This window comes from Pseudomonas sp. LBUM1671, assembly GCF_059695685.1.
The window spans coordinates 3,475,928-3,493,893 of the sequence record NZ_CP166782.1; the positions used below are offsets into that span (position 1 = coordinate 3,475,928).

16 protein-coding genes and 1 pseudogene are annotated in these 17,966 nt (G+C 60.6%); 10 read left to right on the plus strand and 7 right to left on the minus strand.

From position 1 onward, the window contains the following. Positions 1 to 27: 27 nt before the first annotated feature. Together ACA060_RS15870 and ACA060_RS15875 are read right to left on the minus strand one after the other, a co-directional pair. Entirely contained in the window at positions 28 to 1,611 is a 1,584-nt protein-coding gene (locus ACA060_RS15870) for an aldehyde dehydrogenase (NADP(+)) (protein ID WP_497311726.1), read from the minus strand. 167 nt (positions 1,612 to 1,778) lie between these two features. Continuing rightward, on the minus strand, positions 1,779 to 2,717 hold the full coding sequence (locus ACA060_RS15875; protein WP_497311727.1) for a cyclase family protein: 939 nt from the start codon (positions 2,715 to 2,717) through the stop codon (positions 1,779 to 1,781). A gap of 403 nt (positions 2,718 to 3,120) precedes the next feature. Between ACA060_RS15875 and ACA060_RS15880 the strand changes: the two genes are divergently transcribed. From ACA060_RS15880 to ACA060_RS15910, 7 genes are all read left to right on the plus strand, one after another. Beyond that, on the plus strand, positions 3,121 to 4,125 hold the full coding sequence (locus ACA060_RS15880; protein WP_497311728.1) for a GlxA family transcriptional regulator: 1,005 nt from the start codon (positions 3,121 to 3,123) through the stop codon (positions 4,123 to 4,125). A gap of 344 nt (positions 4,126 to 4,469) precedes the next feature. Then, positions 4,470 to 4,745 carry a hypothetical protein gene (locus ACA060_RS15885; RefSeq protein ID WP_109632163.1) on the plus strand — a complete coding sequence of 92 codons (276 nt, stop codon included), beginning with the start codon at positions 4,470 to 4,472 and terminating at the stop codon, positions 4,743 to 4,745. Positions 4,746 to 5,030: 285 nt separating this feature from the next. Then, positions 5,031 to 7,751: a magnesium-translocating P-type ATPase gene (mgtA, locus tag ACA060_RS15890; RefSeq protein ID WP_497311729.1), complete on the plus strand. Its 2,721-nt coding sequence runs from the start codon at positions 5,031 to 5,033 to the stop codon at positions 7,749 to 7,751. Between the two features lie 171 nt (positions 7,752 to 7,922). Continuing rightward, positions 7,923 to 9,578 carry a Na/Pi cotransporter family protein gene (locus ACA060_RS15895; protein WP_497311730.1) on the plus strand — a complete coding sequence of 552 codons (1,656 nt, stop codon included), beginning with the start codon at positions 7,923 to 7,925 and terminating at the stop codon, positions 9,576 to 9,578. Then, positions 9,566 to 9,934 (plus strand): DUF2493 domain-containing protein, encoded by a 369-nt coding sequence (locus ACA060_RS15900; protein WP_497311731.1) that lies wholly within the window; start codon positions 9,566 to 9,568, stop codon positions 9,932 to 9,934. Before ACA060_RS15895 ends, ACA060_RS15900 begins: the two co-directional genes overlap by 13 nt. Positions 9,935 to 10,125: 191 nt before the next feature. Next, a complete protein-coding gene (locus tag ACA060_RS15905) occupies positions 10,126 to 10,896 on the plus strand; it encodes a PA4824 family protein (RefSeq protein WP_497311732.1) in 771 nt (256 codons plus the stop codon). Between the two features lie 106 nt (positions 10,897 to 11,002). Beyond that, positions 11,003 to 11,320, plus strand: a complete 318-nt coding sequence (locus ACA060_RS15910; RefSeq protein ID WP_109632186.1) for a DUF2388 domain-containing protein — start codon at positions 11,003 to 11,005, stop codon at positions 11,318 to 11,320. Positions 11,321 to 11,380: 60 nt separating this feature from the next. On the opposite strand, the gene ACA060_RS15915 is transcribed toward ACA060_RS15910, so the two are convergent. Both ACA060_RS15915 and ACA060_RS15920 read right to left on the minus strand, forming a co-directional pair. Further along, the gene (locus ACA060_RS15915; RefSeq protein ID WP_497311733.1) at positions 11,381 to 12,301 is read right to left on the minus strand and encodes a pyridoxal-phosphate dependent enzyme; all 921 of its coding nucleotides are present in this window, start codon (positions 12,299 to 12,301) and stop codon (positions 11,381 to 11,383) included. Between the two features lie 103 nt (positions 12,302 to 12,404). Continuing rightward, the gene (locus ACA060_RS15920; protein WP_497311734.1) at positions 12,405 to 13,196 is read right to left on the minus strand and encodes an SDR family NAD(P)-dependent oxidoreductase; all 792 of its coding nucleotides are present in this window, start codon (positions 13,194 to 13,196) and stop codon (positions 12,405 to 12,407) included. 125 nt (positions 13,197 to 13,321) lie between these two features. Between ACA060_RS15920 and ACA060_RS15925 the strand changes: the two genes are divergently transcribed. Together ACA060_RS15925 and ACA060_RS15930 are read left to right on the plus strand one after the other, a co-directional pair. After that, entirely contained in the window at positions 13,322 to 14,269 is a 948-nt protein-coding gene (locus tag ACA060_RS15925) for a GlxA family transcriptional regulator (protein ID WP_497311735.1), read from the plus strand. 133 nt (positions 14,270 to 14,402) lie between these two features. Further along, a pseudogene (locus tag ACA060_RS15930) lies at positions 14,403 to 14,573 on the plus strand (methyltransferase family protein); the annotation flags it as partial. Between the two features lie 105 nt (positions 14,574 to 14,678). Here the strand turns inward: ACA060_RS15930 and ACA060_RS15935 are convergent. Both ACA060_RS15935 and ACA060_RS15940 read right to left on the minus strand, forming a co-directional pair. Continuing rightward, the gene (locus ACA060_RS15935; RefSeq protein WP_497311736.1) at positions 14,679 to 15,347 is read right to left on the minus strand and encodes an HAD-IA family hydrolase; all 669 of its coding nucleotides are present in this window, start codon (positions 15,345 to 15,347) and stop codon (positions 14,679 to 14,681) included. Positions 15,348 to 15,394: 47 nt separating this feature from the next. Then, entirely contained in the window at positions 15,395 to 15,802 is a 408-nt protein-coding gene (locus ACA060_RS15940; protein WP_497311737.1) for a response regulator, read from the minus strand. Positions 15,803 to 15,999: 197 nt separating this feature from the next. On the opposite strand from ACA060_RS15940, the gene ACA060_RS15945 reads away from it, so the two are divergent. Further along, a complete protein-coding gene (locus ACA060_RS15945) occupies positions 16,000 to 16,941 on the plus strand; it encodes a class I SAM-dependent methyltransferase (RefSeq protein ID WP_497311738.1) in 942 nt (313 codons plus the stop codon). Between the two features lie 141 nt (positions 16,942 to 17,082). Here ACA060_RS15945 and ACA060_RS15950 read toward each other — a convergent pair whose 3' ends face one another. Beyond that, positions 17,083 to 17,856, minus strand: a complete 774-nt coding sequence (locus ACA060_RS15950) for a helix-turn-helix transcriptional regulator (RefSeq protein WP_497311739.1) — start codon at positions 17,854 to 17,856, stop codon at positions 17,083 to 17,085. Positions 17,857 to 17,966 lie beyond the last annotated feature (110 nt).

Here is a 17,966-nt window from a genome sequence, read left to right on the forward strand (position 1 = left end):
CCAGCATCTGCCGACGTGGGCAGATGCTCAGCTCAGGGGCGCCCTGCTCCACTGGCCGTCGACCAGTCGATTGAGGCCCAGCGGATTAGCGTTTTGCAGCGCCTGGGGCAGGTACTCATCAGGATAGTTCTGGTAGCAGACCGGCCGCAGGAAGCGATCAATGGCCAAGGTGCCGACCGAGGTGCCGCGCGCATCCGAAGTGGCTGGATACGGTCCGCCATGCACCATCGCATCACTGACTTCGACGCCGGTCGGGTAGCCGTTGAGCAGCAGGCGTCCGACCTTGTCTTCGAGCAATGGCAACAGCTCACTGAAGCGATCCAGGTCCGCCGGTTCGGCAATCAACGTGGCCGTCAGTTGACCGTGCAAACTGTCGAGTACGGCACGCAGTTGGTGCGGGTCGGCGACTTCCACCACGACCGTGGCCGGGCCGAAGATTTCTTCCTGCAATAACGGATCGCCGTCGAGCAACAAGTGCACATCGGCCTTGAACAGTTGCGGTTGTGCCTTGGATTCGCCCTGTGGCTGACCGCCCAGGTGCTCGACCCGCTCGTGGGCCGCTATGTGTTGAAGGCCTGCACGATAGCTTTCCAGCGCACCGGCGTTGAGCATGGTCTGGGCCGGTTGGCTGCCCATGTTCTGCGCGAAGCCTTTCAGGAACTCGCTGAACTGCGGCGAGCGCAGGCCGATGATCAGGCCGGGGCTGGTGCAGAACTGGCCGCAGCCGAGGTTGATCGACGCGGTTAGTTCTTCGGCGATTTTAATACCACGGGTGTTCAGCGCTTCAGGCAGCAGGATCACCGGGTTGATGCTCGACATCTCGGCGAACACCGGGATCGGTTGCGGCCGTGCGGCGGCCAGATCGGACAAGGCTCGACCGCCCTTCAATGAACCGGTGAAACCGACGGCTTTGATGCCCTCGGCCTTGACCAAAGCCTGGCCGACACCCGCACCGTAAATCATGTTGAACACGCCCGAAGGCATGCCGGTACGCTGTGCTGCGCGCACGATGGCGCTGGCTACGCGGTCCGCCGTCGCCATGTGCCCGCTGTGGGCCTTGAACACCACCGGGCAACCGGCAGCGAGCGCCGAGGCGGTATCGCCACCGGCGGTGGAAAACGCCAAGGGGAAATTGCTCGCACCAAACACGGCGACCGGGCCGACGCCGATGCGGTACTGACGGATGTCCTGTCGCGGCAACGGCGTGCGCTCAGGCAATGCCTGATCGATCCGCGCACCGAGAAAATCACCGCGCCTCAGCACTTGGGCAAACATGCGTAACTGGCCTGTGGTGCGACCGCGCTCACCGCGAATGCGTCCCTCGGGCAACGCGGTTTCCTGGCACACCAAGGCGATGAAATCGTCGCCCAGGGCATCGATTTCATCAGCGATGGCGGTTAGAAATTCGCCACGTCGTAGCGGCGACAACTGACGAAACGGTACAAAGGCTCGCGTGGCGGCCGCCACTGCCAGCGCGACTTCCTGATCATTGGCCTGATGAAAAACGTAAGGCAGTGGCTGCCCGGTGCTGGCGTCGAAACTTTGCAGCGTCTCGCGGCCCAGGGCGCTGCGCTGCCCGTCGATAAACTGCTGGCCCAAAATAGCGGACATCAAAAACTCCCTCGCCCGCATTCGGCAGGCGATCACTCGAATTGAAGGGGTACGCCCAAGGCGCACGCTTCACTTTATTGGCCGGGGTGATGGGCAACAAATGACAACAACGGGCCGGGGGATGAGTGTTTGTCATCCCCCGGTCGGTGATGGGTGAATAATCGGTGTCAGTGAATCGCGACCGGGTTGATGTTGACCTGGGTCGAGCCCTTGTACAGCGGCTGCCCCAGCACAAACATGAACTCCCAGGCCTTGTCCTTCACCAGCGCGCGGCTGTCGATCAGCTCAAGGTTGTAGATGCCGTTCTTGGCCAGCATGAACTGGTTGACCGGGAATTCCTGGCCGTCTTTCGCCGGGTAGATTTCCGAAGCCCAAGTGTCGCCACCGAACGCGACGATCTGTTTGTCCGCCAGCCACTTGGCCGCTGCCATGCCGATGCCCGGTTCCACCGCGAGGAACTTCTCGTTGTCCTTGCCCAGCAGTTCCAGCCAACCAGTGTTGAACAGCACCACGTCGCCCTTCCGAATACTGATGCCTTGCAGGTCCAAGGCCTTCTGAATGTCGGCAACGCTGAACTCGGTTTTCTCCGGCACGATGGCGCTGCCGTAAACGGCGGTCATGTCCAGCACCACGCCACGGGTGACGATGGGCGGGACTTTCTCGATGCCGAGTTTCTTCACGCCTTCGACGGTGACGAAGTCCGCGGCACGGTTGCCGTTGTAGTAGACGTTGTCGATGCCGATATGGCCGATGCCGTTGAGTTGGGTGCCGACACCAGTCCAGCCGACCACCAGTTCATCGTTGAAGGTGAATTTGTTCGGCCCCATGGTGGTGCCGCCCGCCTCGCCCGGCTGGATGTTGGTCAGGTGAAAGCTGCGGTGACGGAAGGCCGGCAGGGTTTTGTCGATGGGCACGGCCAGCGGGTAGGTTTTACCGGTCTTGATCAGTTTGGAGGCGTTGATCACCGACTCGGCGTTCAGCAGATTCAGCGCGCCGATTTCGTCGTTGGCGCCGTATTTCGAGGGATACCATTTTTCAGCATTGGCAGCGTGGGCGGCATTGACGGTGAACAACAGGGCAAACGGCAGTACCAATCGGGTCAGCATGAGCGGGTCCTTGTGAGGTTGCAGTGGACCCAAGGTACGCAGCCCGTGTGTGGGGAAACAGACAGGGATGGGCAATACAATTGTTCTGGATTGTCACGAGTGACATCTGTCGGAGGGGCCTGTGTGGCGAGGGGATTTATCCCCGTTGGGCTGCGGAGCGGCCCTGAGCCAGTGATTACGGTGTTTCAGAAAACCGAATACACCGGTTTTACGTCTGCTTCGCAGCCGAACGGGGATAAATCCCCTCGCCACACAGGCTCACTCCAACAGGGGATATGTAAGCCGGGGGCCATTTAGAGGGCTGGCAGCCATTTCGTCGTTTGAAGGTTGATCTCTGCCGGCCGCAATGACATAAACCCCGCAAATCCGGCCGTTTGAATCGGCGTCGCTGACAGCCAAGACCATGAACGAAATCACCCGGACACCTCATCCCGATCAGCCGCGCTCTATCGTGTTCGTCGCGTTCCCGCAGATGGGCCTGCTGGACCTGACCGGGGCGCAAACTGTATTTTGGGCCGCCTCCAAAGCCCTGGCCGAGCGCAGTTTTCCGGGTTACATCCGGCACACCGCAAGCCTCACGGGTGGGCTGATTCAGACAGCGGAAGGCCTGTCGGTAGAAACCTTGCGACTGAGCGAGTTAGACGAACACTCGATCGATACCCTGATCGTCCCCGGCGCGCCGGATATTCGTCACGCGATGGACAATTCCCAGGCGTTGGTCGCCTGGCTGAAATCGGCAGCGGTCAACGTCAATCGCACCGCTTCCGTGTGCAGCGGCGCTTTCCTGCTGGCGCAAGCCGGTTTGCTCGACGGCCGCCGCGCGGCGACCCACTGGGCCATGTGCGACATGCTCAAGCGGGGTTTCCCGCTGATTGAAGTCGACAGCGATGCAATTTTCATTCAGCAAGGTTCGGTGTGGACGTCGGCGGGTGTCAGGGCCGGTATCGACCTGGCGCTGGCACTGGTGGAGGCCGACTGCGGCCGTGAGGTGGCGCTGGAGGTTGCCCGGGAACTGGTGGTGTTTCTCAAGCGCCCCGGCGGCCAGGCCCAGTACAGCCAATTGCTGCAATCGCAAACCGAGGACGGTGCTGCCTTCGACGATTTGCACCTGTGGATCGCGCAGAACCTGAGCAGCGAAAAGCTGACCGTTGAAGCGCTCGCCGACAAGGTGCAAATGAGCCCGCGCAACTTTGCCCGGGTCTACAAACTCAAGACCGGCCGCACCCCGGCCAAATCGGTGGAAGTGTTGCGCCTGGAAGCAGCGCGACGCCTTCTGGAAGAGTCCGAGCGCAACATCGATCAAATCGCCCGGCAATGCGGGTTTGGTGATGAAGAACGCATGCGCTTCACCTTCCAGCGCAACCTTGGCATTTCGCCGAGGGATTATCGCAATCGTTTCTCCCGTTAATCACTGAGATAGTACTAACTGTCATTTAGCTGAACCAATTCCAACTTCAATATAAAGAGTCGATGTTTTTCCATTCAACTCCGCATTTAGCGGCTATTGAAGGTTGACTTCACCGACCTCCCTGAGTAAATTGCCCGGGCCTTCAACGAAGGCCTTTTTTCAACTTACAAAAGAATCCAATGGACACAGTATCTAGTCGCTGTCGGGTCACTGCGAATTTGCGGAACCTGGCACATAACCCAGTAAATGACGGGACTCGACTTTTCGGTCGGATAAGCTGCGCTAGAGCATGATGCTCCACCGTAACTTGCCTCACCGGTGTCCGTCCGGTCCAGAGGCATGTTATGAACTTCAAAACCACCATAATGCCGGGCGTACGCGCCTTCGCATCGACCATGCGGGTCAAGCTGTGCCGTGAGCGTCTGCTGACGACTCGGGTCAGCGCCCCGTTTTCCACCCTTTCTTCCCCGGCCAAGGCACACCCTCGTGCCAACTGGCGCGTCTGCCCGATGACGGGTCGGCTTCAGCAACGCTGGAGCTTCGACGACAGTCAGGAACCACCGAGTCGGCGCATCGCGCGCCTGTTCGGACTGACCCTCAGGGCTCGCACTTTCTGTTGATCTGAAGGCACTTCAAAGTCCTTCCCTCAACGTTTTCCTTAATAGGGAATTCGACAACTTCTTATTGCCTGTTAAAACATAAAATAATTGGAGTTAGTTATGGACGAAGCCAGTAGACGGTTCGCTGCGCATCAACTTTCCATTGATACGCAGCGAACGTTAAAACACAAGAACACAACACTTCCGAATCGATCGCCTGTTTGCGACTCGACATACATTCGCTCGCCTATGAATAGATGAGTGGACAGTGTGTCGTGCCGCAAGACGGCGGCAGGAGCACACACCATGACGACTGTAAAAACGCCGGATATTCGCGCCAAAGGCGCCAGCAACGACAACGCCAAACTGTCGATGCGCGCCGCCCGGGAAGCACAAAACGGCCTGGCCGTGACCCTCGCCAACCTTAACGCCACCCCTGACGGTTTGACCGAACTCGAGGCCGAAGGCCGGCTGGCCCGTGCAGGCTTCAACGAAGTCGCCCACGACAAGCCGCCACACGCCCTCGTCCAACTGCTCAAAGCCCTGAACAATCCCTTCATCTATGTCCTGCTGACCCTGGCCGGCATCAGTTTCTTCACCGATTACTGGCTGCCGATCAGCCAGGGTGAAGGCGACGAGGCGGACCTGACCAAGGTCATCATTATCATGACCATGGTCACCCTGAGCAGCCTGCTGCGGTTCTGGCAGGAATACCGCTCGGCCAAATCCGCCGAAGCGTTGAAAGCGATGGTGCGCACCACGGCGACTGTGCTGCGGCGCGGACAAAACGGCAACCGCCCGGTACTGCGCGAAGTGCCGATGCGCGAACTGGTGGCTGGCGACATCGTCCAGCTCAGTGCCGGCGACATGATCCCGGCGGACATCCGCCTGATCGAATCCCGTGACCTGTTCATCAGCCAGGCGGTGCTGACCGGCGAAGCCTTGCCCGTCGAGAAATACGACACCCTGGGCGACGTCGCGCAGAAATCGGCGAGCCGCGCCGCTGCCGATCAATCCAACCTGTTGGACCTGCCAAACATCTGCTTCATGGGCACCAACGTGGTCAGCGGCACCGCCAAAGCGGTGGTGGTTGCGACCGGCCCGCGCACCTACTTCGGCTCGCTGGCCAAAGCCATTGTCGGCTCGCGAGTGCAAACGGCCTTCGACCGTGGGGTGAACAGCGTCAGCTGGTTGTTGATCCGCTTCATGCTGGTCATGGTGCCGATCGTGTTCCTGCTCAACGGTTTCTCCAAAGGCGACTGGAGCGACGCGTTCCTGTTTGCCCTGGCGGTCGCGGTCGGCTTGACCCCGGAAATGCTGCCGATGATTGTCAGCGCCAACCTGGCCAAAGGCGCGATGGCCATGGCCAAGCGCAAAGTGGTGGTCAAGCGTCTCAACGCGATCCAGAACTTCGGCTCGATGGACGTGCTGTGCACCGACAAGACCGGCACCCTGACCCAAGACAAGATCATTCTTGAGCACCACGTCGACAGCAATGGCCGGCGCGACGACCAGATCCTCGAACTGGCGTGGCTCAACAGCCATCACCAGAGCGGTCTGAAAAACCTGATGGACCAGGCGGTCGTGCAGTTCGCCAATGGCAACCCAAAGTTCCGGGTTCCGTTTGCCTACAGTAAGGTCGATGAGTTGCCGTTCGACTTCGTTCGCCGGCGCCTGTCGATCATCGTCAAGGACAGCCGCGACGATCATCTGATGGTGTGCAAAGGCGCGGTCGAGGAAATGCTGACCATCGCCAGCCACATCCATGAAAACGGCACGGTCGTAGCACTTGACGAACAGCGTCGCAAAGACCTGCTGGCCTTGGCGAACGAGTACAACGAGGACGGTTTCCGGGTGCTGGTGGTCGCCACCCGTGAGATTCCGAAAGCGCAGAGCAAAAACCAGTACACCACCGCCGATGAACGTGAGCTGGTGATTCGTGGCTTCCTGACTTTCCTCGATCCACCGAAGGAAACTGCGGGCCCGGCGATTGCCGCGCTGCGCGACATGGGCGTGACCGTCAAGGTGCTGACCGGCGACAACGCCGTGGTGACCTGCAAGATCTGCCGCGAAGTCGGGCTGGAGCCCGGCACGCCGCTGCTCGGGCCGGACATCGAGAACATGGACGACACCACCCTCAAGCTGCGGGTCGAGGAGCGCACGGTGTTCGCCAAGTTGACGCCGCTGCAAAAATCCCGGGTGCTCAAGGCGTTGCAGGCCAACGGTCATACCGTGGGTTTCCTCGGCGACGGCATCAACGACGCCCCTGCCCTGCGCGATGCCGATGTCGGCATTTCGGTGGACAGCGGCACCGACATCGCCAAGGAATCGGCCGACATCATACTGTTGGAGAAGAGTCTGATGGTGCTGGAGGAAGGCGTGCTCAAGGGCCGCGAGACCTTCGGCAATATCATGAAGTACCTGAACATGACCGCCAGCTCCAACTTTGGCAACGTGTTCTCGGTGCTGGTGGCCAGTGCGTTCATTCCGTTCCTGCCGATGCTGTCGATCCACCTGCTGTTGCAAAACCTCATGTACGACATCTCTCAGCTGTCGCTGCCGTGGGACAAGATGGACAAGGAGTTCCTGCGCAAACCACGCAAGTGGGACGCGAAGAACATTGGCCGTTTCATGCTGTGGATCGGGCCGACCTCGTCAGTCTTCGACATCACCACCTTCGCCCTGATGTGGTACGTGTTCGCCGCCAACAGCGTGGAAATGCAGAGCCTGTTCCAGTCCGGCTGGTTCATCGAAGGGCTGCTGTCGCAGACGCTGGTGGTGCACATGCTGCGCACGCAGAAGATTCCGTTCTTCCAGAGCACGGCGGCGTTGCCGGTGATCCTGATGACCGGGTTGGTGATGGCGCTGGGTATCTACATTCCGTTCTCGCCACTGGGCACGCTGGTCGGCCTGCAACCGTTGCCGTGGGCGTATTTCCCGTGGCTGGTGGGCACCCTGCTGAGCTACTGCGTATTCGCGCAGATCATGAAGACGATCTACATCCGTCGCTTCAAGCAGTGGTTCTGAGGGCCTGACAAACCCAAATCACCTGAACACCACAATCCCATTGTGGGAGCGAGCCTGCTCGCGATAGCTGACTGACATTCAAAAGAGATGTCGACTGATCCACCGCTATCGCGAGCAGGCTCGCTCCCACAGGGGAATGTGCTTAACCCTATCGAAAAAGGGAGAGTCCTGATGTCGGGAACTACTCTACTGATCAACCTCGCAGGCGCCATTGCACTCTTGCTGTGGGGCACTCACATGATTTCTTCGGCGTTGTTGCGCGGCTTCGGCACGCCGCTGCGCCAGTGGCTGGGCCACAACCTGAACAACCGCTGGATGGCGCTGCTTTCGGGCATCGGCATCACCGGCATCTTGCAAAGCAGCACCGCCGTCAGCCTGATGGCGACGTCGTTCACGGCCGCCGGCACCCTGGGGCTGGCGCCCGCGCTGGCGGTGATGCTCGGCGCCAATATCGGCTCGACCCTGGTGGTGCAACTGCTCAGCGTCGACGTTTCAATCCTCACGCCCATCGTGTTGCTCGCGGGTTTGATGGTGTTCCGGCTGCGCGATGACTCACGCTACGAAAGCGTTGGCTGTGCGCTGATCGGTCTGGGGCTGATGTTGCTGGCCCTGCGCATGCTCGGCTCGACACTGGCGGAAGTCGAAGGCGCGCCGGTCTTCCAGTTGATCATGCAGAGCCTGGACGGCGATTTGCTGATTGCGCTGCTGGTGGCGCTGATCCTCACGTGGCTGTGTCATTCCAGCGTCGCCGTGGTGTTGCTGATCGTCTCGCTGGCCGCCACCGGCCTGTTGTCGGCGAACACCATCGTCGCGCTGGTCCTGGGTGTGAACATTGGCGGTGCGCTGCCTTCGGTGATCAATGCCGGTTCCAGCGTCGGCCGACGTTTGCCGCTGGGCAATCTACTGGTGCGGGCGGTCGGCGCCCTGGTGGTGCTGCCATTTGCCGGACTTCTGGCCGAGCTGAAGCTGGAGCCGTCGGTGCTGGTGGTGTCACTGCACACGGGTTTCAATCTGCTGCTGGCGCTGGTATTCATCGGCTTGACCGATGTGCTCGCCAAATGGCTGACCCATGTGTTGCCGGCGCCGGAGCGGGATGTCGATCCGGGCATGCCGCACTACCTCGACGAAGCGGGTCTGGAAGTCGCCAACATCGGCCTGTCAAACGCCGCCCGCGAAGCCCTGCGCATGGCTGACATGCTCTCGGCGATGCTCGGCCGGTTGGTGCAGCTGTTCCACACCTCGGCGCCGGCCTGTGCCGATGACGTGCGACGCATCGATCAATCCCTGGACCTGCTGGGCGCGGCCATTCGCGCTTATCTGGCAGACATCGGCAAGGAAGGCATCAGTGACAGCGATGCCGATCGCTCCCAGGAAATCCTGCTGTTCGTGATCAACCTGGAACATGCCGCGGACATTCTTTCCAGCAGCCTGACGCAGTTGGCCATGCGCCGCTTGCGCCGTGGCGAACAATTCTCGGCCTTCGAGCTGGGCAACATTGCGCCGCTGCACGACGCGTTGCTGGAAAGCCTGAGCCTGGCGATCACCGTATTCCTGCGCGAAGACATTCCAACCGCGCACCACTTGATCCATCGCAAGGAGACCGTCAGAAGGCTCGAAGCGCACGCCAGCCGCGAGCATTTTCGCAAGTTGCAGGAAGACAAAAACACCTGGGCCGAGTCCGGCGACATCTTCCAGCGAGTCCTGCGTGACTACCGCCGCGTGCATCACCACATCGCCGCCCTGGGCTATCCACTGCTGGAGCGTGCCGGTGAACAACCGGTCGAGAACACCGACCTGACCAAGGAAAACCCGTCATGCGCCTCTTGATCTGCGCGGGTCGCCATTACACCGACAGCCGTCTGTGTCGGCGCGTGCTCGACGCCTTTCAGCGCATGCACCCGGTGCGCGTGCTGATCCATGGCGGCAATCAATACCTGGGTGGCGACATCGAAGAATGGGCGCGGGAACACGGCGCCGACATCGTGCGCTACCCACCCAACTGGCAGCGCCACGGCAAGTCGGCCGAACGCCTGCGCAATCGCTTCATGTTGCTCGACAGCCGACCGGACGTGGTGATCGCCCTGCCCGGCGGCGAAGACACCGAAGAACTGGTCGCCCAGGCCCGGGCGGCCGGTTTGCAAACCTTATCGGTAGAGGATCTCAGCCACAACACGGTCCTGTAGCAGCTGCCGAGCAGCGCGAGGCTGCGTTCGGCTGCGAAGCAGTCGTAAGTCCGGCTGACGCGTTCTTCCTGAAGTACCGCAATCTCAGGTTTTACGACTGCTGCGCAGCCGAACGCAGCCTCGCGCTGCTCGGCAGCTGCTACAGGACCGCGGTACGGCTGGGGCCATCAAAAAACTTCGAGGTAACACTCATGCAAAAACCCACTCGTCTATTCGCGTCCTTCGTGCGCAGTCTGCCAGCCGCTCAAGGCCGGCGCCTGCGGCGAAATCTGATGTTCGTCAGCCTCACCCTGGGCCTGATTGCGTTGCTCAGCATCATCTCCAGCGCCAACGCTGCCGGCGGTGCGTATGCAGTGGATGACGCCGGAATCAATGCGCCCGGCGAATGCAACATCGACGCTTGGTACCAAAACGGTCGGCACAGTTCAGCCAGCAACAGCGTGGTGTCACAGGACTGCACGTTCAAGGGTCTGCCCAACGTGCAACTCGGCGCCGCCGTGCAACACAGCCGCGATGACGGGGACTCGGAAACGCAGTTGAGCCCGCAATTCAAGACACAAATATTCGCTCGGGATGACCTTGGCCTTGAGCTGGCACTGGCGGGTTCAGCGCACTTTGCCTTCAATCGGGGCCATGCTTTCGATGGCGCCGACCTGAACCTGCCTTTCACCTACCAGCCGCTCGAAAACCTGCGCCTGAACCTCAATGCCGGCTGGTCCCACGCCTATGACGACGGCGAGCAAAACCATCGCTGGACCTGGGGCACCGGCGTCGAATACGACCTGGCCCGTTCCCTGACGCTGATCGCTGAACGCTATGGCCAACAAGGCGGCGAACAGGCGTGGCAGGCCGGGCCGAGGTTGCATATCGGTAAGCGTATCGATGTCGATCTGGTGGTGGGACGCAACCTGACGGGGGAACGTGATCAGTGGCTGACCACCGGGGCAACGCTGCGATTTTGAACGGTATCGGGCGCGGATAACGCACCCACAGGGAACTCCTGACGTGCGCCAAGCATCCTAAATGTGAGGTACTCCCTTTTTGCTTCACGCTTCAGAGGACATTGCTATGCGCCGTCTGATTATCATTTCTTCATTCATGTTGTGTTTGCCCTTCGGTTCGGCCTTCGCCAAAGTGGACGCAGGCGATGTCGCCACCTCTGCGGGGGTTTCCGCATCGCTGTACTCGACGTTCAAGGACCACAAACTGGCGATTCCCGCCCGCGATGACGCCTCCAGCTTCGTTGCCAGTGGCGGTACGATTCGCGGTGTGTACCTGGAGTCGGTGTTGAATCAGATTCGCCAGGAAAATCCCGGACTCAAAGCCAGCGACGAAGAACTGGCTAGAGCCATCCTGATCCGGGAAGGCGTTGCTGCCGGCCAATGAAGGTTTAAAAATTAACGGTGGGGCTCGCGACAGCCGGAGAGTGTGCAGCCCTGCCTTGCTTCACCCCGCGGGCAAGCGCGCCCACCCGGCCACCAGCTGCGCGCTGATGCTGACCCCGCCACACACCACAATCACCACGTCATGGGCTGCGGCGATCGCCGGATGGTCCAGGTACGCCACTGCCAATGAAACACCGCACGCCGGTTCGACCAACTGGCGCAGGTCGTTTGCGTAACGCACAACACCCATGATCGCCTCGTCATCACTAAGCACCACACATTCGTAAGGAAAATCGAGGAGGTGCTGCACCGGCCATGCCGCCACTTTTGCAGCGCCCAGCGATGTCGCGACGGTGTCGATGCGCGCCAACCTGACGGGATGTCCAGCCTCGATAGCCGCAGCGAAGGACGCCGCGCCTTGGGTTTCGCACGTAATGATCCGGCAATCCATGCGGTTGTGTCGGATCAATCCAGTCAGCAGGCCCGCCAGCAATCCTCCGCCGCCCACCGACGTCACCATTGCATCGACCTGGGGACAATCCTCAAGGACTTCATCAATCAGGGTGCTGTGCCCTTCCCACAACACGGGATGATCGAAGGCTGGCACGTATTCGGTATCCGCATCCTGTGAAAGCTCTTTGGCCCGTTGATTGGCCTCGTCCCAGACTTTGCCGTGAACGATCACCTCAGCGCCGGTTTTCCTGATCCTGGCGCGGGTGGTTTCCGGGGTGGTGTGCGGCACGATAATGCAGGCTTTGAGCCCGAGGGCAGCGGCGGCCATGGCGGTGGCAAAACCGGCGTTGCCACCGGAAGGACAGACGACTTTGCGCTTGCCCTGGGCCTTTGCCTGACTGCACAAAAGGCCCATGCCACGCAGTTTGAACGAGCCGCTGGGTTGCAGGTTTTCCAGCTTGAGCCAGATACGCCGGGTCGGCGTTGACAGGCCTGGGTGCAGAATCAAGGGCGTTCTGATGTGAAGCATTGTGTGCTCCCTTGGGCAGCACCGGCTTGTCGAGGTTTCGCCAAGCCGGTGGTGAACAGTCCTTATCCAAGCTTAGTTCACCCTGCCCCCTGGGGTAATGGACTTACCGGTAGCGCGGGGCCGCCGATGAGTGACCAAACGAGCCGGACAGCACTTGGCGCTGAGCCTCGTAAGCGTCCCATTTTTCGACCTCGTGCAGCCCCGGGATGGTCACCACTTCCCCTTGCGCCAACCCGACCAGCGCGGCATCGACCATGTCCTCGGCGGACATCACGATCTCTTGCGGCAGGTTCTCCACCGGGTTGCCCGCCTCGCTCCAGAAGTCGGTGGCGGTGGCGCCGGGCAACACCGCCTGGATGCGAATGCCTTTGTCGGCCAGTTCGTGATGCATCGATTGGCTCAGGCTCAGCACAAACGCCTTGCTCCCGCCATAAACGCCATTGAGGATTTCCGGAGCGATGGCGACGATGGAGGAAATGTTGATCAAGGTGCCGGCGCCCCGTGCAACGAAGCCAGGCACCACGGCATAAGAAAGACGCATCAGCGCAGTGACGTTGAGGGTGATCATGTCCTCCATGGCGTCCACCGGGCTTCCAAGCAACGGCATCACACCGCCAACACCGGCATTGTTGACCAGCAAGGTGATGCTCGCATCGTTGCGCAGAATGCTTTCCACCCGCAGCAGGTCGGCCTTGTCTTTGAGGTCGGCGCCGACCACTTCCACGGCGCGGCCGGTTTCGTTGCTCAAGTGGTTGGCCAGGGCGTTGAGTTTGCCGTGGCTGCGGGCGACCAGAATCAGGTCGAAACCCTGCCGCGCGAGACGGTCGGCATAGACCGCGCCGATGCCCGAAGAAGCGCCAGTGATCAATGCGGTGCCTTTGGATGAGAGAGCCATGTTCAATTTCCTTCACAGTGAGGCGATAAGGTCGCCGGGTGTGAACCGTTATAAATTGACTCCCGCTCGTCTCAAATGACGTTTAAAGTACGTTTTTCGGACACTGGCTTTTCGAGGGCTTCATCATGACTTCCGTGGCGTTTGTGGTTTTCGAGGGGTTCCAGTCCATGGCGCTGGCGGCCATGCCGGTGTTCGAGTACGCCAACTTCAGCGCCGGTGAAGCGCTTTATGAGGTCAGCGTGATCTCCGAAGATGGCCGTTCCCTGCGGGCTTCCGGCGGTTTGAGCGTCGGTACCCAGGCGTTTGATGAGCAGGTGTTCGACACCGTAATCGTGGTCGGCGGCGATTCGATTCTCGAGCAGGCGCCCGAGGGTGTGTTGGCGTACTTGCGCGACAGCGTAAAAACCGCACGGCGCACGGCGTCGATCTGTTCGGGGGCGTTCGTGCTGGCCCAGGCCGGTCTGCTCGACGGACGGCGCGCCACCACGCATTGGGCGTATGCGCGGGATCTGCAAGCGCGCTTTCCATCGATCAAGGTGGAAGAGGACCGAATCTACGTGATCGACGGTTCCATCTGGACCTCCGCCGGCATGACCGCCGGCATCGACCTGGCGCTGGCCATGGTCGAAAAGGACCATGGCGCTGAACTGGCCCGGTCCGTTGCACAGAAACTGGTGATGTACCATCGCCGCGCTGGCGGCCAGTCGCAGCATTCGGCCTTGCTGGAACTGGAGCCCAAATCCGACCGTATCCAGACCGTCCTCGGCTATGCCCGGGAACACCTGACATCCGCGTTGTCGGTGGAGCAACTGGCGGAAGTGGCACGCCTCAGTCCAAGGCAGTTCAGTCGGACCTTTCGCGCCGAGACCGGGCAGTCCCCGGCCAAGGCCATTGAAAACCTGCGTCTGGAAGCGGCGCGGCAGATGCTCGAACGCGGGCGCCTGACCCTTGACCAGATCGCCGCTGAGGCCGGTTTCACCGACCGGCGCCGCATGCGCGAAGCCTTCCTTCGGGCGTTCGGCCAGCCGCCGCAGGTGATTCGACGCAATGCCAGGTCGCAGATGACGGCGTGAGTATTAGCGTGCGGGAAGCGCTGCCTGCAGGTCGACCGCTTGATACAGCGGCATCAGCCGTAGGGCCACGCCATCGGCCAAAGCCAGTGGCATCAGCCTTTGCATCGCCACCTCGAAGGGGTCCATCCACGCAGGTTGGGCGCTGGCGTTTCGCTCGGGGGTCGGGTTGTTGCTGGCGGCGCTGACGGTGATCCCGCTGATTGCGCGGATTCACTCGGAAGAGGCGCTATTGAAGGCGCAGTTCGGGAGTAAATATGAGGCTTATTGCGCCCGGAGTTGGCGGTTGATCCCCGGGTTGTACTGAATAAACACAATCCAAATGTGGGAGCGAGCCTGCTCGCGATAGCGTCGGCACATCCAGCAATTATTTGACTGAAAGACCGCTATCGCGAGCAGGCTCACTCCCACATTAGAGTGGGTGCAGGCGGATATGGTTGTCGGTATCTACTTGCGCCGCGACCATGTCATAGCCGGCCAGCGTCGCATGCTCCGTCTGAATCGGATGGTCGTGGGTCGAAGTGATGATCACAAGGTCCGCCCCTGCCGCTTCCGCAGCAAGAATCCCCACCGTGGCATCTTCAAAGATCAGGCAATCGGTCACCTCGACACCTAACCGTTTAGCCGCCAGTCGATAGCCCGCAGGATCCGGTTTGCCAGCGCTGACCTCTTCGGCCGTGACCATGACATCGGGTTCGGGAATCCCCGCTGCCGCCATCCGCCGCAACGCCAGCGCCTTCGGTGCAGAGGTCACGATCGCCCATTGCTTGGCTGGCAAAGACTTGAGGAAATCCGCCGCACCGGCCACCTCGACAATCCCCTCCACGTCTTCGATTTCCGCTTCGGTAATCCAGTTGGCCTCGGCCTCGGCATCCACCCCGGGCAACGCCAGACGGTTAATGGTGTCGATGGCGCGGGCGCCGTGAATGGTTGGCAGGAAGGATTCGACATCCACCCCGTGGCGCACGGCCCAGGTGGTCCAGATCCGCTCGGCAGCGGCGATGGAATTGAGGACGGTGCCGTCCATGTCAAACAGGAACGCGCGATACGGCGTATTAAAAACGGAGTCGTTGGCGGACAAGGATTAACTTCCTTCGAGTGTCAGGCAGGTCCGTCAATGTACACGACCTACGCGGACCGTCGCGACCTGAAGGCCTCTTCGACACTATCCAGCAGTTGTCCCAACGCCCAGGGTTTCTTGATGAACGACACTTCATGCCGCACCCCGGAGCTTTCGGGAGTTTCATATCCGGACATGATCATGATCGGCTTGTCCGGCCAGCGATCGCCGAACTGGTTGGCAAGGTCCGCGCCATTGAGTTTGCCGGGCATGGTGATGTCCGTGAGCAACAGTCCCACCTCATTCGCGTGCAACTCCAGATACTGCGACGCGGCGTCGGCGCTGACGTGCGGTTCAACCTTGAAGCCTTCCTCCTGAAGAATTTCGCAGAGAAATTCAAGAATCAGCGGGTCATCTTCAACCACCAGAATCAACCCGTCAGGAAGATGCTCGCCCGCGGTCGTTTTTGGAAACATGACTTTGCCACTCCCTGATTGCCTAAATGATTTCGCGGGCTCAAATCCGCTGCCTACAGGTAGGAGCAGCGGACTCGGCGGAAATTCATTTTTGATACGCGTGTCTTGAAATTTGTGAGTACATCCCGACCATCGCAGCCGTTCGCCAACCCACAATTGTGTAAAATGCCGCCCCCTCAGACTGCTGGCCCTGCCCGATGAACGCTGACGCTCTCTCCACCCTTCACGATCATTTGCTGACGGCCCTGGCTGATGCACCCGCAGAAACCCGTCGGCTGTTCCATGGCCGGGGTCGTTGCTGGCCCGGGCTGGAACAAGTGACCGTTGACTGGCTGCAGGGCGTGGTGCTGGTGTCGCTGTTCAAGGAACCTGAAGCAGCGCAGCTGGAAGCATTGAAGCAGTTGCTGATGGTGATCACGGAAACGGCGCAGTGGCAAAAATCAGGGGCGAAGACTCTGTTGCTGCAACACCGCTACCTGCTGCAAAGCACCACCGAATGGCTGCTTGGGGACGCGATCGAAGAATTGATCATCACCGAGGGCGGCCTGCGTTATCGCGTGGACCTGGGCCGCAAGCAGAATACCGGACTGTTCCTCGACATGCGCTACGGCCGCGACTGGGTGCGAGCGAATGCCGAGGGCAAGCGCGTGTTGAATCTGTTCGCCTACACCTGCGGTTTTTCGGTCGCCGCCATCGAGGGTGGCGCCGAGCACGTGGTCAACCTGGACATGTCCAGCCCGGCCCTGAACCGTGGTCGCGACAACCATCGGCTCAATGGCCACGACATGAGCAAGGTGAGTTTTCTCGGCCATGACTTGTTCAAGTCCTGGGGCAAGGTGATCGGCAAAGGGCCTTATGACCTGGTGATCATCGACCCGCCATCCTTTCAGAAAGGCAGTTTTCTGCTGACCAAGGATTACCAGCGGGTGTTGCGTCGGCTGCCGGAGTTGCTCAGCCCCGAAGGGACAGTGCTGGCGTGCATGAACGACCCGGCGTTTGGCGCGGACTTCCTGATCGACGGCGTCGAGCGAGAAGCACCGAGCCTGCGTTTCGAGCAGCGGTTGGAGAATCCGCCAGAGTTTCCGGATGCCGATGTTGAGTGCGGGTTGAAGGCGCTGGTGTTCAAACTCGGGAGCTAAGTGCTGTTCACTGTGGGAGCGGGCTTGCCCGCGATGAGGCCGTCAGATCCAACATTGATTTCGTCAATTACACTGCCATCGCGGGCAAGCCCGCTCCCACAGGGATCTGTAGCGGACCCAAGATCGGTGGGCGGCCTCGGATCAACGCGGCTGCAACACCAGCGCAAACAGCTCGCTGTGACCGTTCACGTTGAGCTTGTGATAGAGATTGCGCCGATGCACTTTCACCGTCTCCGGGGAGATTCCCATTTGCTGGGCGATGGCTTTGCTTGAGAAGCCCTGGAGAATCAGTCGAGCCGTTTCGACTTCGCGCACGGACAATCGCGCGTCGAAGCGATCCAGCAGGGTTGCCAGATCGCCGGCCACGGCCTCGGCAGTGGTGCCTTGCGGCGGCATCAACTGCGAATGCCGGCGCATTGCCGACAGCACCCAATCCCGCACACACAGCAAACGCCCCTGCTCTTCGAGGGTAAAACACGTCGAGCGCCCCAGCGATAAACCGAGCACGGCACCGTCGATGTTGACCATGAATTGCAACTCGTCTGCGCCCACCACCGAACGGAAGTAACTCAGGTAGTACTCGCTCTGTTGAAACTGGTCGGGGGCCACCGAGTCGAGGCTGTGCAAGCCATCGGCGATGCCGGCACAAGCCGCCTGGTAAAAGGGATCGAGCAGGTACATGCCAGCGCTGTAGTGCGCCAGTTCTTCGTGTTCGGTTTGACTACCTTTAGAGTCGAAATCGATCAGCAAACGTGGCACTCGCCCCGCCCGCATCACCGCCACCAACGCATTGTCCAGCGGCACCAGCAGGCGCAGCGTGTCGACCAGCGCGCGCCAGAAACCGTCCTGGCCCAACCCGCCAAATACCCGCGCCAGCCCCTGGTGCACCGGCAACTCTTTCAACAACGCGTCCACGCACTACCCCTTTCGAGTAACCCATGATGGGAATGGGTGTGTCCCCCGCCTGCCGATACGCTGCAAGCACCTGTTCATCACCGGCCTGCAGCAGGCCAGGAGTGCCGCAT

Excerpts from the sequence above, each read along its gene's own strand:
- ACA060_RS15915 (WP_497311733.1), bottom strand. The coding sequence starts at position 12,301 with ATGCTTCACATCAGAACGCCCTTGATTCTGCACCCAGGCCTGTCAACG.
- ACA060_RS15920 (WP_497311734.1), bottom strand. The coding sequence starts at position 13,196 with ATGGCTCTCTCATCCAAAGGCACCGCATTGATCACTGGCGCTTCTTCG.
- ACA060_RS15910 (WP_109632186.1), top strand. The coding sequence starts at position 11,003 with ATGCGCCGTCTGATTATCATTTCTTCATTCATGTTGTGTTTGCCCTTC.
- ACA060_RS15870 (WP_497311726.1), bottom strand. The coding sequence starts at position 1,611 with ATGTCCGCTATTTTGGGCCAGCAGTTTATCGACGGGCAGCGCAGCGCC.
- ACA060_RS15885 (WP_109632163.1), top strand. The coding sequence starts at position 4,470 with ATGAACTTCAAAACCACCATAATGCCGGGCGTACGCGCCTTCGCATCG.
- ACA060_RS15905 (WP_497311732.1), top strand. The coding sequence starts at position 10,126 with ATGCAAAAACCCACTCGTCTATTCGCGTCCTTCGTGCGCAGTCTGCCA.
- ACA060_RS15945 (WP_497311738.1), top strand. The coding sequence starts at position 16,000 with ATGAACGCTGACGCTCTCTCCACCCTTCACGATCATTTGCTGACGGCC.
- ACA060_RS15880 (WP_497311728.1), top strand. The coding sequence starts at position 3,121 with ATGAACGAAATCACCCGGACACCTCATCCCGATCAGCCGCGCTCTATC.
- ACA060_RS15940 (WP_497311737.1), bottom strand. The coding sequence starts at position 15,802 with ATGTTTCCAAAAACGACCGCGGGCGAGCATCTTCCTGACGGGTTGATT.
- ACA060_RS15925 (WP_497311735.1), top strand. The coding sequence starts at position 13,322 with ATGACTTCCGTGGCGTTTGTGGTTTTCGAGGGGTTCCAGTCCATGGCG.
- ACA060_RS15895 (WP_497311730.1), top strand. The coding sequence starts at position 7,923 with ATGTCGGGAACTACTCTACTGATCAACCTCGCAGGCGCCATTGCACTC.
- ACA060_RS15900 (WP_497311731.1), top strand. The coding sequence starts at position 9,566 with ATGCGCCTCTTGATCTGCGCGGGTCGCCATTACACCGACAGCCGTCTG.
- ACA060_RS15875 (WP_497311727.1), bottom strand. The coding sequence starts at position 2,717 with ATGCTGACCCGATTGGTACTGCCGTTTGCCCTGTTGTTCACCGTCAAT.
- mgtA (WP_497311729.1), top strand. The coding sequence starts at position 5,031 with ATGACGACTGTAAAAACGCCGGATATTCGCGCCAAAGGCGCCAGCAAC.